The 12,530-nt window shown below is 75.1% G+C and carries 9 protein-coding genes; 4 read left to right on the top strand and 5 right to left on the bottom strand.

All coding sequences use genetic code 11. The features are described 5' to 3' along the window. Positions 1 to 12: 12 nt before the first annotated feature. The 3 genes from AB7J25_RS01810 to AB7J25_RS01800 are packed head-to-tail and all read right to left on the bottom strand — an operon-like array spanning position 13 to position 3,088. Positions 13 to 972 carry an Acg family FMN-binding oxidoreductase gene (locus tag AB7J25_RS01810; protein ID WP_428504264.1) on the bottom strand — a complete coding sequence of 320 codons (960 nt, stop codon included), beginning with the start codon at positions 970 to 972 and terminating at the stop codon, positions 13 to 15. Beyond that, on the bottom strand, positions 969 to 1,406 hold the full coding sequence (locus AB7J25_RS01805; protein WP_428504262.1) for a CBS domain-containing protein: 438 nt from the start codon (positions 1,404 to 1,406) through the stop codon (positions 969 to 971). The genes AB7J25_RS01810 and AB7J25_RS01805 overlap by 4 nt, the downstream gene beginning before the upstream one ends. 56 nt (positions 1,407 to 1,462) lie before the next feature. Further along, positions 1,463 to 3,088 (bottom strand): GAF domain-containing protein, encoded by a 1,626-nt coding sequence (locus AB7J25_RS01800; RefSeq protein WP_428504260.1) that lies wholly within the window; start codon positions 3,086 to 3,088, stop codon positions 1,463 to 1,465. Between the two features lie 138 nt (positions 3,089 to 3,226). On the opposite strand from AB7J25_RS01800, the gene AB7J25_RS01795 reads away from it, so the two are divergent. Then, positions 3,227 to 4,234: an Acg family FMN-binding oxidoreductase gene (locus tag AB7J25_RS01795; protein ID WP_428504258.1), complete on the top strand. Its 1,008-nt coding sequence runs from the start codon at positions 3,227 to 3,229 to the stop codon at positions 4,232 to 4,234. A gap of 131 nt (positions 4,235 to 4,365) precedes the next feature. Here AB7J25_RS01795 and AB7J25_RS01790 read toward each other — a convergent pair whose 3' ends face one another. Then, positions 4,366 to 5,244, bottom strand: coding sequence for a universal stress protein (locus AB7J25_RS01790; protein ID WP_428504256.1), 879 nt, complete (start codon positions 5,242 to 5,244; stop codon positions 4,366 to 4,368). 233 nt (positions 5,245 to 5,477) lie between these two features. On the opposite strand from AB7J25_RS01790, the gene AB7J25_RS01785 reads away from it, so the two are divergent. Genes AB7J25_RS01785 through cydD form a run of 3 tightly spaced genes read left to right on the top strand, consistent with a single transcriptional unit; the run spans position 5,478 to position 11,728 of the window. Next, positions 5,478 to 6,869, top strand: coding sequence for a cytochrome ubiquinol oxidase subunit I (locus AB7J25_RS01785; RefSeq protein ID WP_428504254.1), 1,392 nt, complete (start codon positions 5,478 to 5,480; stop codon positions 6,867 to 6,869). A 12-nt stretch (positions 6,870 to 6,881) separates the two neighbouring features. Then, positions 6,882 to 7,898, top strand: coding sequence for a cytochrome d ubiquinol oxidase subunit II (gene cydB / locus AB7J25_RS01780; protein ID WP_428504252.1), 1,017 nt, complete (start codon positions 6,882 to 6,884; stop codon positions 7,896 to 7,898). Continuing rightward, a complete protein-coding gene (gene cydD, locus AB7J25_RS01775) occupies positions 7,895 to 11,728 on the top strand; it encodes a thiol reductant ABC exporter subunit CydD (protein WP_428504250.1) in 3,834 nt (1,277 codons plus the stop codon). The genes cydB and cydD overlap by 4 nt, the downstream gene beginning before the upstream one ends. 201 nt (positions 11,729 to 11,929) lie before the next feature. Here cydD and AB7J25_RS01770 read toward each other — a convergent pair whose 3' ends face one another. After that, positions 11,930 to 12,481, bottom strand: coding sequence for a Dps family protein (locus AB7J25_RS01770; protein ID WP_428504248.1), 552 nt, complete (start codon positions 12,479 to 12,481; stop codon positions 11,930 to 11,932). Between the last annotated feature and the right edge of the window lie 49 nt (positions 12,482 to 12,530).

Below are 12,530 nucleotides of genomic sequence, written 5' to 3'. Positions count from 1 at the left end.
TCGCCCGCCCGCTCAGCCTCCGCCGGGGGCGATCGTCTCCTCCACCGGTCGCCGCGGTGTCCGTTGCGACCCTTTCGCCGCACTCGACGGCCACCCCACCCGCAGCACCATCTGCGGCGAGAGGGTTCCGCCGAGCACGTCGTCACGCAGCACCGCACGGGTGCCGCCCACCTCCAACGGCTGGCTGAGCGGCGACGACGCGAGCCCCGCGGTCGTCACGTGCAGCAGCACGGCGCTGGTCGCCTCGCCCGCCCGCAGCCAGGACAGGACGTCGTCGGACGCGGTGCCGAGGACGAGCAGCGTGGCGCCGTCGATACCGCCGGTGCCGGTCGCGCCGTCGAACCGGCGCACCCCGGCGGCGGCGCCGTCCGCTGCGGCCGCTGGCACGCCGTCCGGCCCGGCCTGGCGCCCGCTCCACAGGGCGAGCTCGGTGCGGTAGGCGGGGCTCTCGCGCTGGATCCGCTCGGCCTCGGCGATCGCGCGGAGCAACCGGGTCCGGCCCGCGCCCTCGGTGACCGGGCGCAGCACCGCACCCTGCTCCGCGGCCACGCCGACCAGCTCCGCCACGACCGCGTCGGGCACCGGCCACGACGCGAACGGGCGACGGTCGGTCTGGCGCCGTTCGAGCGCCGCCACCAGCCCGTAGTCGGCGTCGGCCGCGGTGCCCGGGGTGAGCTCCACCGCGGCGAGGTGGTCCGGCTCGGCCGGGTTCGGCAGCCGGTGGACGGTGGCCCGCAGCCCCGCGGCGGCCAGCGCCACGCGCAGGTGGTGCAGGACGGCACCACAGCTCATCACGAGGTCGCGACCGTCCGGATCGGTGGCGCGCAGCCAGCGGTCCCGGTCCGCGTACAGGTGCACCGAGCGGGGCGCGAGGCGCCACTTCCAGGGTTGGGTGTTGTGCACCGACGGGGCCCGCATCGCGAGCGCGATCGCCGCCTGCACCGTCCGGGGCTCGATCCGTTCCACGATCATCGGTGTCCTCCCGCGAGCGAACGCAGCACGTCGGTGGCGGTGACGATCCCGACCAGCCGCCCACCGCCGACCTCGGGGTCGTCGGGGTCGGCGGGGTCGGCGACGACCACGGCGTCGGCGCCGGCCTCGTACATCCGCCGGGCCGCCTCCCCGCGCCGGTCGGCGGAGCGCACCACCACGGCGGCCCTGGCCAGGGTGGCCACGGTGCGCCCGTCCCCGCCCGGATCGCCGAGCGCGTGCAGCAGATCGGTCTCCGTGAGCACGCCGAGCACCCGCGAGTCGGCCACGACCGGAAGGTGGCGCACGCCGGTGGTGATCATCAGTCGGAGCGCGACGATCGTCGTCGCCTCCGGGACGATCGCCACGAGCTGCCGCGACATCAACGTGCCGACCTCGGGGTCGGTGTCGGTGCCAGCCGGCGGCGTCCTGGTCATGGCCCCACGGTGCTCCGCCCTCCGGGCGGCGGGCAGGGTCTCACGACCCGGAAAGGTCAGGACAGGGGGACCTGCCAGTGCAGGCGGGTGCCCACGGCCTCGGGCCGGACGTCGAGGCGCCCGCCGCAGGCGCGGGCCCGTTGCTCGAGGTTGCGCAGGCCGCTGCGGGCGGCGGCAGGGTCGATGCCCACACCGTCGTCGACGACGTCCACGACGAGGTCCTCCGTCGCGTCCACGGTGAGGGTGACGGTCCGGGCGCGGGCGTGCCGCACCGCGTTGCTGACGGCCTCACGCACGACCGCGACGGCGTGGGCCCCGATCTCCGGCGGCACCAGCGTGTCCACCGCTCCGGTGATCCGCACGGACGGCGAGAGCCCACTGCCCGTGGCGGCCTCGGCGGCCGTGTCCAGCAGGCGGCGGCGCAGCCCGGTGTCGTTCGCGGTGGGGGCGTGCAGGTCGAAGATGGCGGTCCGGATCTCCCGGACGGTGGTGTCGAGGTCCTCGACCGCGCGCTGCAGCCGCTCCGCGATGACGGGATCCCCGCTGCGTCGCAGCGTGCCCTGCAGCGTGAGGCCCGTGGCGAAGAGCCGCTGGATGACGTGGTCGTGCAGGTCCCTGGCGATGCGGTCGCGGTCCGCGAGGACGTCGAGCTCCCGCTGGGCGCGGTTGCGCTCCCCCAGGGCGAGCGCCAGCGCCGCCTGCTCCGCGAACGAGATGAGCAGGGGCACCTCGGTGGGCTGGAACGCGGCCGTGCCGGAGCCGCGGTGGGCGACGACGACCCCGAGCACCGACTCGTGCGCGACGAGCGGCACCGCGAGCGTCCCGCCCTGCAGCACCGCGGTACGGCCCTCCACGACCTCGAGGAGCAGCTCCGGCTCGGCCAGGTCCGCGCCGGCCTCGCCGGTGCGGGCCCGCTCGGTGAACCCCTCCTGCTCAGAGCCGAGGATGATCGACACGGCGTCCGAGGTGGCCAGCTCCATCGTGCGCTGCGCGATGAGGTGCAGCGCGTCGTCCTCCGTGGCGCCGGAGAGGAGTTCGGCGCGCACCTCGGCGGTCGCCTCCAGCCAGCGCTGCCGCATCCGGGACTGCTCGAAGAGATCGGCGTTCTGGACCGCGATGCCGGCGGCCGCGGCCAGTGCCTGCAGCACGACCTCGTCGTCGGCTGTGAACTCCCCCGCACCTCGCTTTTCGGTCAGGTAGAGATTGCCGAACACGGCGTCGCGCACCCGCACCGGCACGCCGAGGAAGGACCTCATCGGCGGGTGCCCCGGCGGGAAGCCGACCGACGCCTCGTGAGCGCCCAGATCGGCCAGCCGCAGCGGCCGCGGATCGATGATGAGCTGGCCGAGGATCCCCTTGCCCTCGGGCAGGTGCCCCATCCCGGCCCGCATCTGCTCGTCGATGCCGACGTGCAGGAACCGGGCGATCGTGCCGTCCACGTCCAGCACGCCCAGCGCCCCGTACCGAGCGTCGACCAGGTCCACGGCGGCCTGCACGATGCGGTGCAGCGTCGAGTCCAGATCGAGATCCGACGCCACCGCGAGGACCGCGTCGAGCAGACCGCGCATCCGGTCCTGCACGTGGGTGATCTCGGTCAGGCGTTCCTGCACCTCGGCGAGCAGGTCGTCGAGCCGCAGTCCGGAAAGGACATGCGGTAGTTCGCGGTCGTCGTGCCCCTCCACGGAGCCACCGTGGCATGCCAGCAGGCACGCCGCCACCCCGTCGGGTCTCCTGCTGCTGGGATCGGGACCTTCGCCCCGTACAACGGCCTCGGCGCCACCGTCACGCTGGTCACAATGTCGGCAGCGAAGGAGTGGGCCATGAGCGACGTCCCGGGAGGCCTCGGCCTCGAGCCCGCGCAGGTCGCCGACGTGCTCACCACCGCGGGCCGCGCGCCCTCCCTGCACAACACCCAGCCCTGGTGGTTCCGGGTGCGCCCCGACGTGATCGAGCTGCACGCCGACCCGTCCCGCAGCCTGCCCGTCACCGATCCCGAGAGCCGCGAGATGCGGCTCGCCTGCGGAGCGGCGCTCTACACGCTGCGCCTGGCCCTGCACGGCCACGGGATCCGCCCGCTGGTCACGATCCGGCCCGATCCGGACGACCCCGACCTCATCGCCGCCGTCCGCCACGGCGGGAGCAGGCCCGCCACCCCCGAGCAACGGACGCTGCTGCGGGCCGTGCCGCTGCGCCACACCAACCGCCGCCCGTTCGCCGACACCCCCGTCGGCGCCGCGGAACGCTCCGCGATGCGCAGGGCCGCGCAGGAGGAAGGGGTGTGGCTGCACGAGGTGCTCGACCCGCTGCAGCGGGCGCGGTTGCGCGACCTCGCCGTACGCGCCCACCACACGCAGCTCACCGACCCCGGGTTCCGCGACGAGATGGAGCGCTGGACGGCGGTCTCGCCCGACCGCGCCGACGGCGTGCCCGCCACCGCGGGCGGGCCCCTGCCCGAGCCCCACCGGGTGTGGACGCTGCGCGACTTCACCGGCGGCACGGGCGCCCGTCTCGATCCCGCGAAGGACCCCGGTGGCGAGCCGCTCGTGGCGGTGCTGAGCGCCTACCTCACGGGCCCGCACGCCGAGATCCAGGCGGGCCAGGCGATGCAGCGCGTCCTGCTGACCGCCACCGTGCACGGGCTGGCGGCCTCGTTCGTGTCCCAGATCGTCGAGGTCCCCTCGATCCGCGAGGAGCTGCGACGGCTCGTCGGCGGCACCCTGCTGCCGCAGGTGGTGCTGCGGGTCGGCTACGGCCACCCCGTGCTCGCCACCCCGCGACGGCCCGCGACGGACCTGCTGGCGCCGCATCCGTGCGCCGCGGAGAACTGACCCGCCGCGCTGCGCGACCAGCAAAGATCACCACGGCAGGTGCAGGGCGTCCGGATACGAGCGCTCCGCACCTGCCGTGGTGATCATCGGCGCCGGCCCGCGGCCGGTCGGGGCCGGCCGCGGCGCCGGACTCAGCGCCGGACGATCGCCACCGGGCACGGCGCACGGTGCAGCATCGTGTGCCCGACCGACCCGAGGAAGAGCCCCGCCACCGAGCCGCGGCCCCGCGACCCGACCACGACGAGCTGCGCCTTCTCGGCCTGCTCCAGCAGCGCGTGCGCGGGACGGTCCCGGCGCACCACCCGCTCGACCGGGACGTCGGGGTAGCGCGCCGACCACCCCGCGAGGCGCTCGGCGAGCACCTCGGACTCCTCGGACTCCAGCTCCGTCCAGTCGATGAGCGGCGCCAGCGTGGGGTCGACCAGGCCGTCCGACCAGGCGTGCACGGCCACCAGACCGGTGTGGCGGGCCGCAGCGGCGTCGAAGGCGAACGCGGTGGCCGCCTCCGACAGCGGCGAGCCGTCGATCCCCACGACCACCGGGCGGGCGTCGTCGGCCGCGAGGCCGGGCACCTCGCCGTCCTCCGGACCGCGCACGACGACGATCGGGCACGCGGCCTGCGACGCGAGGCCCACCGCCGTCGAGCCGATGAGCAGGCCCGTCACGCCGCCCAGGCCGCGGCTCGCGAGCACGACCAGCTCCGCGCGGCGCGACTCCGAGCGCAGCACCGGAACCGGGAAGCCGATCACGACCTGCTCCTCGGTCTCGACGCCGGGGACCGCCTCGCGGGCCACAGCGCCAGCGGCCGCGACCTGGTCGCGGGCGGTGTCGACGAAGACCGCCTGATAGTTGATGCCGATGTCGCCCATGTGGCCGCCGCGCGGCCAGTCCACGGCGACGACCAGCCGCAGCGCGGCGCGGCGCCGCACGGCTTCCCCGGCCGCCCAGCGGGCCGCGTCCAGGGCCTGATCGGAGCCGTCGATGCCGACGACGACGGTGCGCGCGTTCACGGTTGCCCTCCCTCGACCGACCTCCCCGGCCGGCGTTCGCCTACCTCCACCGTCCACGCAGGTCCCGGATGGCGCAACGGGTGGCCGGCCCACCCGGCCCGGGACGTTGGACCCGATCATCGCCGGTATCCGCAGGGCAGGACTGGGCCGCTCGGCCCTCCCATCGGGTGGTGGACGGAGGGATCATCCGCCGTGGAGCCGGACGAGCGCGCCGGCGGTGTGGAGCCCCGACGATGAACCTCGACCTGGCCAGGTGGCAGTTCGCGATCACCACGGTCTACCACTTCCTGTTCGTCCCGCTGACGATCGGGCTGTCGCTGCTGGTGGCGGGCATCCAGACGGCATGGGTGCGCACCGGTCAGGAACGGTACCTGCGGGCGACCAAGTTCTGGGGCAAGCTGCTGCTGATCAACTTCGCGCTCGGCGTGGTCACCGGCATCGTCCAGGAGTTCCAGTTCGGGATGAACTGGAGCGACTACAGCCGCTTCGTCGGCGACATCTTCGGCGCGCCGCTGGCCGTCGAGGGACTGCTCGCGTTCTTCCTGGAGTCAACGTTCCTCGGGCTGTGGATCTTCGGCTGGGGCCGGCTGCCCCAGCGCGTGCACCTCGCCTGCATCTGGCTGGCCGCGATCGGCACGATGCTCTCGGCGTACTTCATCCTCGCCGCGAACTCGTGGATGCAGCACCCGGTCGGCTTCGTCATCAACGACGCGCGGGGCCGCGCGGAGCTGGTCGACTTCGGCGCGGTGCTCACCAACAACACCGCCGTCGCCGCGTTCGCGCACACGATGACCGCGGCCTTCGTCACCGGCGGGATGTTCCTGGTCGCGATCAGCGCCTGGCACCTCGCCCGGGGCAACGACACCGACGTGTTCCGGCCGTCGATGCGCCTGGGCCTGCTGACGGTGCTCATCGCGAGCATCGGCGTCGTCGTCAGCGGCGACATCCAGGCCCGGATCATGACCGAGCAGCAGCCGATGAAGATGGCCGCCGCCGAGGCCCTCTACACCACGTCCGCACCCGCGTCGTTCTCCCTGTTCACGATCGGCAGCCTGGACGGCTCGGAGGAACTGTTCTCGGTCCGGATCCCGGGGCTGCTCTCGTTCATGGCGACCGGGTCCTTCGACGGCGAGGTCGAGGGCATCAACGACGTCCAGGCGGCGTCGGAAGCGCGGTTCGGGCCCGGTGACTACACCCCGAACATCCCGGTTACGTACTGGACCTTCCGCCTCATGATCGGCTTCGGCGTGCTCGCGGGCCTCGTGTCCGTGCTCGGGCTGTGGTACACCCGGCGCCGCTCCCGGGGCGTCCCCCGGTGGTTCTACGCGGCCGCCCTGTTCGCCCTCGTGACCCCGTTCGCGGCCAACAGCTTCGGCTGGATCTTCACCGAGATGGGCCGCCAGCCCTGGGTCGTCTTCGGGACGCTGCGCACCGCGGACGGCGTCTCACCCTCGGTCGGCAGCGGGTACGTGCTCACCTCGCTGATCGTGCTCACGCTGCTCTACGGCGCGCTCGCGGTCGTCGAGGCCGTGCTGATGGTCCGCTACGCGAAGGCGGGCCCACCCGAGATCGCTCCGCCCGACGAGGACACCGACGAGCCCGCGCCGCTCGCCGTCGCGTACTGAGAGGCACCCACCATGGAACTCACCGATCTCTGGTTCGTGCTCATCGCCGTCCTCTGGACCGGCTACCTCGTCCTGGAGGGCTTCGACTTCGGCGTCGGGATGCTGCTGCCGTTCGTCGGCCGCACCGACAACGACCGCCGGGTCGCCATCAACACCATCGGCCCGGTCTGGGACGGCAACGAGGTGTGGCTGCTCGTCGCGGGCGGTGCGACGTTCGCGGCGTTCCCCGAGTGGTACGCGAGCCTGTTCTCCGGGTTCTACCTCGCGCTGCTGATCATCCTGGTCGCGCTGATCGTGCGGGGCGTCGCGTTCGAGTACCGCGGCAAGATCGACGACCCGGGATGGCGGCGCATGTGGGACCGCGCCATCGTCTTCGGCTCGACGGTCCCGGCGCTGCTGTGGGGGGTGGCGCTGGCCAACATCGTCGCCGGCGTGCCGCTCGACGCCGACCACGAGTTCACCGGCAACCTCTTCACGCTGCTCAACCCGTACGCGCTGCTCGGGGGCCTCGCGACGCTGCTCGTCTTCGCCCTGCACGGCGCGGTGTTCCTCGCCCTGAAGACCGAGGGCGACGTCCGCGACCGCGCCAACAGGCTGGCCTCGCGGATCGGGCTGGCCGCCGTCGTCGTGGGGGCGGTGTTCCTGATCTGGACCCAGCTCGCCTACGGCGCCCCGTGGACCTGGATCTTCGTCGTGCTGGCCGCGGCGGGCCTCGTCGCGGCGCTGGTCGCGAACGCGGGCGGGCGTGAGGGTTGGGCGTTCATCGGGACGGCCGTCGCGATCCTCGCCGTGTCGGTCACGCTCTTCGGCTCGCTCTACCCCGACGTCCTGCCGTCGACCACGGACCCGGCGAACAGCCTGACCGTCGTCAACGCGGCGTCCACGCCGTACACGCTCATGATCATGACGTGGGTGGCGGTCGTGTTCACCCCGATCGTGCTGATCTACCAGAGCTGGACGTTCTGGGTGTTCCGCCGCCGCATCCGGCCGACCGACATCCCCGCGGCCGCCGGGCTGCCGCTGCGATGAAGCCCCTCGACCCGAGGCTGCTGCGCCACGCCGCGGCCGCGCGACGCTACGTCGCGCTGGCCGCGGGCGTTGCGGTCGCCGCGGCGGTGCTGCTGATCGTGCAGGCCGAGCTGCTCGCGCGGTTGCTGGACACGGTCTTCCACGGCTGGGTCGCGGACGGCGGGGGCGGCGGGGGCGTGCCCGATCCGCCGGGCGGCACGGTCGACGGCACGGTCGGCGGCGCGGGCGGCCTCGTCGACGGCACGGCCGCGGTGACCGGCCTCGGCTGGCTGCTCGCCGGCCTCGCCGTCGTCGTGCTCGCCAGGGCCGGGCTCTCCTGGGCGGGCGAGGTCGCCGCCCACCGGGCGGCCGCGGACGTCGTGCGCCAGCTGCGCGCGGCGCTGGTCACCCACGTGCTGCGCCTCGGGCCCCGCCACCCCGACCTGCCACCCGGCGGGGAGCTCGCGAACCTCGCCACCCGCGGGCTCGACGGGCTCGACGGCTACTTCGGCCGCTACCTGCCCACCCTGCTCGTCGCCGCCGTCGTGCCCCTCACGATCGGCGGCTGGATCCTGCTCGCCGACGGCTGGTCCGCGCTGATCATCGGGCTCACCGTGCCGCTGATCCCGATCTTCATGATCCTCATCGGGCTGCACACCGAGCGCGCGACGTCGCGGCAGTGGCGCGCGCTCGCCACGCTGGGGCACCACTTCCTCGACCTCGTCGCAGGCCTGGACGTCCTCGTCGCGTTCGGCCGGGCCCGCCGCCAGAGCGGGCGAATGCGCGAGCTCGCCGACGCCTACCGCCGGACCACCATGCGCACGCTGCGCGTCGCGTTCCTCTCCGCGCTCGCCCTGGAGCTGCTCGCGACGCTGTCCGTCGCGCTCGTCGCCGTCTCCGTCGGGCTGCGGCTCGTCGAGGGCCGGATGGACCTCGCCACCGCGCTGCTCGTGCTGATCCTCGCCCCCGAGGTCTACCTGCCGCTGCGCGCCGTCGGCGCCCGCTTCCACGACTCCGCCGAGGGCCTCGCCGCGGCCGCGGAGTGCTTCGCCGTGCTGGAGCTGCCCGACCGCCAGACCCGCGGCTACCGGCGCACCCCCGCCCCGGACCCGTCGCGCGTGCCGGTGCGGGTCGAGGCGGTCGGCGTGCGGGGCCGGTCGGGCCCGATCCTCGACGGGTTCAGCATGACCCTGCAGCCCGGCGAGGTCGTGGGCCTGCGCGGCCCGAGCGGGGCAGGCAAGTCGACGCTGGTGGACCTGCTCCTGGACCTGCGCGCCCCCGACGAGGGCCGCATCACCGTCGGCGGCGTCGATCTCGCCGTGATCGACCGCGCCGCCTGGCTGCGCCGGGTCGCCTGGGTGCCGCAGCGACCCGTCCTCGTCGCCGGGACGGTGGCCGCCAACATCCGGCTCGCCCTGCCGTCGGCCTCGGACGAGGAGGTGGCGGCGGCCGGCGCGGCAGCCGCGCTCGACGTCGACCTCGACACGCGCGTCGGCGAGGACGGGGCCGGGCTCTCGACGGGGCAGCGCCGCCGCGTCGCGCTGGCCCGCGCCGTCCTCGCCGACCGGCCGCTCCTGCTGCTCGACGAGCCCACCGAGGGCGTCGACGCCGCCACCGAGGCGGCTATCGCCTGTGCACTGCCGCAGATCGCGGCGGGACGAACGGTGCTCGTGGTGAGCCACCGGGCGACGCCGCTCGCCGCGTGCGACCGGGTCGTGACGCTGCCGGGGCCGGTGCCCGCAACGCCCGCCGCCGACGCCGGACGCACGGCAGCAGCCGCGGCGGCCGGACCCGGGGCAGCAGCGGACGCCGGACCCGGGGCAACCGCCACTGACGCCGGACCCGGGACAGCCACCGCCGACGCCGGACCCGGGGCAGCAGCGGGCCCCGGACCCGGGGCATCGGCCGCGGTCGCCGATTCCGCCCCGCTCGACCCCGGGGCGCCCCCCGCAGCCGCCGCGCGCACGACCGCCGATCCCGCCGATCCGGCCCATCCCGCTGCCATCCCGCTGCCTCGCAGGGATCACACACGCTTCGCAGGCGCCGCAGCCCCTGCGAAGCGTCTCCATGCCCTGCGAGGTGGGGAAACGGCGGACCTCGCAGAGGCTGCAGGCCCTGCGAGGGGCATCCAGACCCTGCGAGGCGGGGGAACGGCGGAGGCTGCCCCCGCCGGGTCGGACACCGCCTGGGCGGCCCTGCGCTGGTCGCTCGGCACCGCGCGGGCGCAGCGGGGGCGGCTGCTCCTCGCGGCGCTCCTCGGCGCGGCCGCCCTGGGCAGCGGGGTCGCGCTCGCGGGTACCTCGGCCTGGCTGATCGCGACCGCCGCGCTGCACCCGCCCGTGCTCACGCTGATGGTCGCGATCGTCGCGGTGCGCACGTTCGGGCTCTCCCGCGGCGTGCTGCGCTATGCGGAGCGGCTCGTCGCGCACGACGCCGCCCTGCGCGCCGGTGCGGTGCTGCGCGAGCGGATCTGGACCGCGCTCGTCCGCCTCGGGCCCGCCGACACCGCTCGGATGCGCCGCGGGGACCTGCTCGCCCGGCTGGTCGGCGACGTCGACACCCAGCAGGACCTGCTGCTGCGCAGCCTCCTTCCCGCCGCGGCCGCGGGCCTCGTCGGGCTGGGCACGGCTGCCGCGCTGACCCTCGTCCTTCCGGCGGCCGGGCTGGCCGTCGCGGCCGGGACACTGATCGCCGCCGTCGTGGCGCCCGCCGTCACGGCCTGGGCGGCACACCGCACCGAGCGGGAGACGGCCGCCGCGCGCGGTGACGTCGTCGGCCGCACGGTGGCGCTGCTCGACGGTGCCGCGGACCTCGTCGTGTTCGGCGCCGCGACGCGCCACCGCGAGGAGCTGGGCTTCGCCGACGCCCGGCTCGGGGCGCTGCTGCGCCGCGCCGCCACCGCCCGTGGCCTGGGAGCGGGGATCGCCGTCGCCGGCGTGGGCCTCGCCGTGCTCGGCGCGACCGCTGCCGGGATCGCCGCGCTGCGCGCGGGGACGATCAGCGGCCCGGCGCTCGTGGTGCTCGCGCTGACCCCGCTCGCGCTGGCGGACGTCGTCGCGACCCTCCCGGACGCCGCGGTGCGGCTGCTCACGGCCCTGCCCGCCGCGCGCCGCCTGCGCGCGCTCGAACGCCGCGAACCCGCCGTCACCGAACCCGCGGCGCCGGCCGGGATCGCCCCGCCGACCGAGCTCGCGACCGAGGATCTCGCCGTCCGCTGGCCGGGGGCGGCCGCCGACGCCGTCCGCGACGTCGACCTCGACCTGCACCGCGGCACCCGGCTCGCGCTCACCGGGCCGTCCGGTTCGGGCAAGTCGACCGTGGTGGCGGCGCTGATGCGCAGCCTGGACCCTTCGGCCGGGGTGGTGCTGGCCGACGGCCACGACGCCCGCGACCTCACCGGGGACGAGCTGCGCGCCGGCATCGCCTGGTGCGGGCCCTGGACGCACCTGTTCGACTCGACCTTGCGGGAGAACCTCCGGCTGGCCCGGCCCGACGCGTCCGACGCCGAGCTGGTCGACGTCCTGCACCGCGCGCGGCTCGGCGAGTGGCACGCGAGCCTGCCCGAGGGGCTCGACACCCCGATCGGGATGCACGGCGGCGCAGTCTCGGGGGGCGAGCGCCAGCGGCTCGGGGTCGCCCGCGCGCTGCTCGCGGACCGGCCCGTCCTGCTGCTGGACGAGCCCACCGCGCATCTCGACTCCGCCACCGGCGACGCGCTGGCCGCCGAGCTGCTGGCCACCACCGAGGGCCGGACGGCGCTGCTGGTCACGCACCGCCCGGAGCAGACCCCGGGCCTGCCGGAGCTACGGCTCGGCGCGCCGGCTGCCACGCGGGAGCCCGTACCGCGCTGACCCGCCCCGTCCGCCGCTGCCACCCCACCACCGTTGCCGCCCCACCCCGCTACTGCCCCCGCCACCCCGGTTGGGCGAGCGAACGGCCCATACGGGAAATAGGTCTTCCCATATGGGCCGTTCGCGCAGGGTGGGGGCCGGGTGCGGCCGGGGTGGGGGCCGGGTGCGGCCGGGGTGGGGCTGGGCGGGGCCGGGTGGGGGTTACGACCCGGCGCCCGCCTTCGCCGCCTCCGCCTCGGTGTGCGCACCCGCGGTGCGCAGCCTGCCGTCCCCGCTCTCGAGGTGGGCGCGCACGAACCACTGGAACTGCTCGAGCTCGCCCGCCTGCGCGATCAGCATGTCCTGGGTGATCGGGTCGGTCTTCTCGGTGCGCTCGATCGCCGCCCGGTGGTCGGCGATGACGCCCGCGTAGACCAGGTCCAGGGCGCCAAGGTGGGCGATCGCGTCGGCGCGGTGGACCGAGTAGTCGTCCCAGGTGCGCTCGCGGACGATCGCTCCCGGCGTCCCGTCCGGGGCGCCGCCGAGGGTCGCGATCCGCTCCGCGGTGTCGTCGACCATGGTGCGCACGCTGTCGACCTGGGGGTCGAGCATCGTGTGTACCGCGATGAAGTGCGGGCCCACGACGTTCCAGTGGACGTGCTTCAGCGTGAGCTGCAGGTCGTTGAGGGCGTGCAGGCGGTTCTGGAGCACGGTCACGACGTCGGTGGCGTCCTCGGTGGTCATGCCGGGGACGGTGAAACTCATGGTCGCCATCAGATGTCCTCTCGCTCGACGTCGGGCACGGATGACGGTCGCCGGGTGG

The sequence above is a fragment of the Pseudonocardia sp. genome, assembly GCF_050246655.1.
Taxonomy (GTDB): domain Bacteria; phylum Actinomycetota; class Actinomycetes; order Mycobacteriales; family Pseudonocardiaceae; genus Pseudonocardia.
The sequence above is the reverse complement of the archived record's forward strand: the minus strand, read 5'-3'. Positions and strand labels throughout refer to the sequence as shown.

Coding starts and splice junctions, on each gene's coding strand:
- AB7J25_RS01810 (WP_428504264.1), bottom strand. CDS start 972: ATGATCGTGGAACGGATCGAGCCCCGGACGGTGCAGGCGGCGATCGCG.
- AB7J25_RS01805 (WP_428504262.1), bottom strand. CDS start 1,406: ATGACCAGGACGCCGCCGGCTGGCACCGACACCGACCCCGAGGTCGGC.
- AB7J25_RS01795 (WP_428504258.1), top strand. CDS start 3,227: ATGAGCGACGTCCCGGGAGGCCTCGGCCTCGAGCCCGCGCAGGTCGCC.
- AB7J25_RS01785 (WP_428504254.1), top strand. CDS start 5,478: ATGAACCTCGACCTGGCCAGGTGGCAGTTCGCGATCACCACGGTCTAC.
- cydB (WP_428504252.1), top strand. CDS start 6,882: ATGGAACTCACCGATCTCTGGTTCGTGCTCATCGCCGTCCTCTGGACC.
- cydD (WP_428504250.1), top strand. CDS start 7,895: ATGAAGCCCCTCGACCCGAGGCTGCTGCGCCACGCCGCGGCCGCGCGA.
- AB7J25_RS01770 (WP_428504248.1), bottom strand. CDS start 12,481: ATGGCGACCATGAGTTTCACCGTCCCCGGCATGACCACCGAGGACGCC.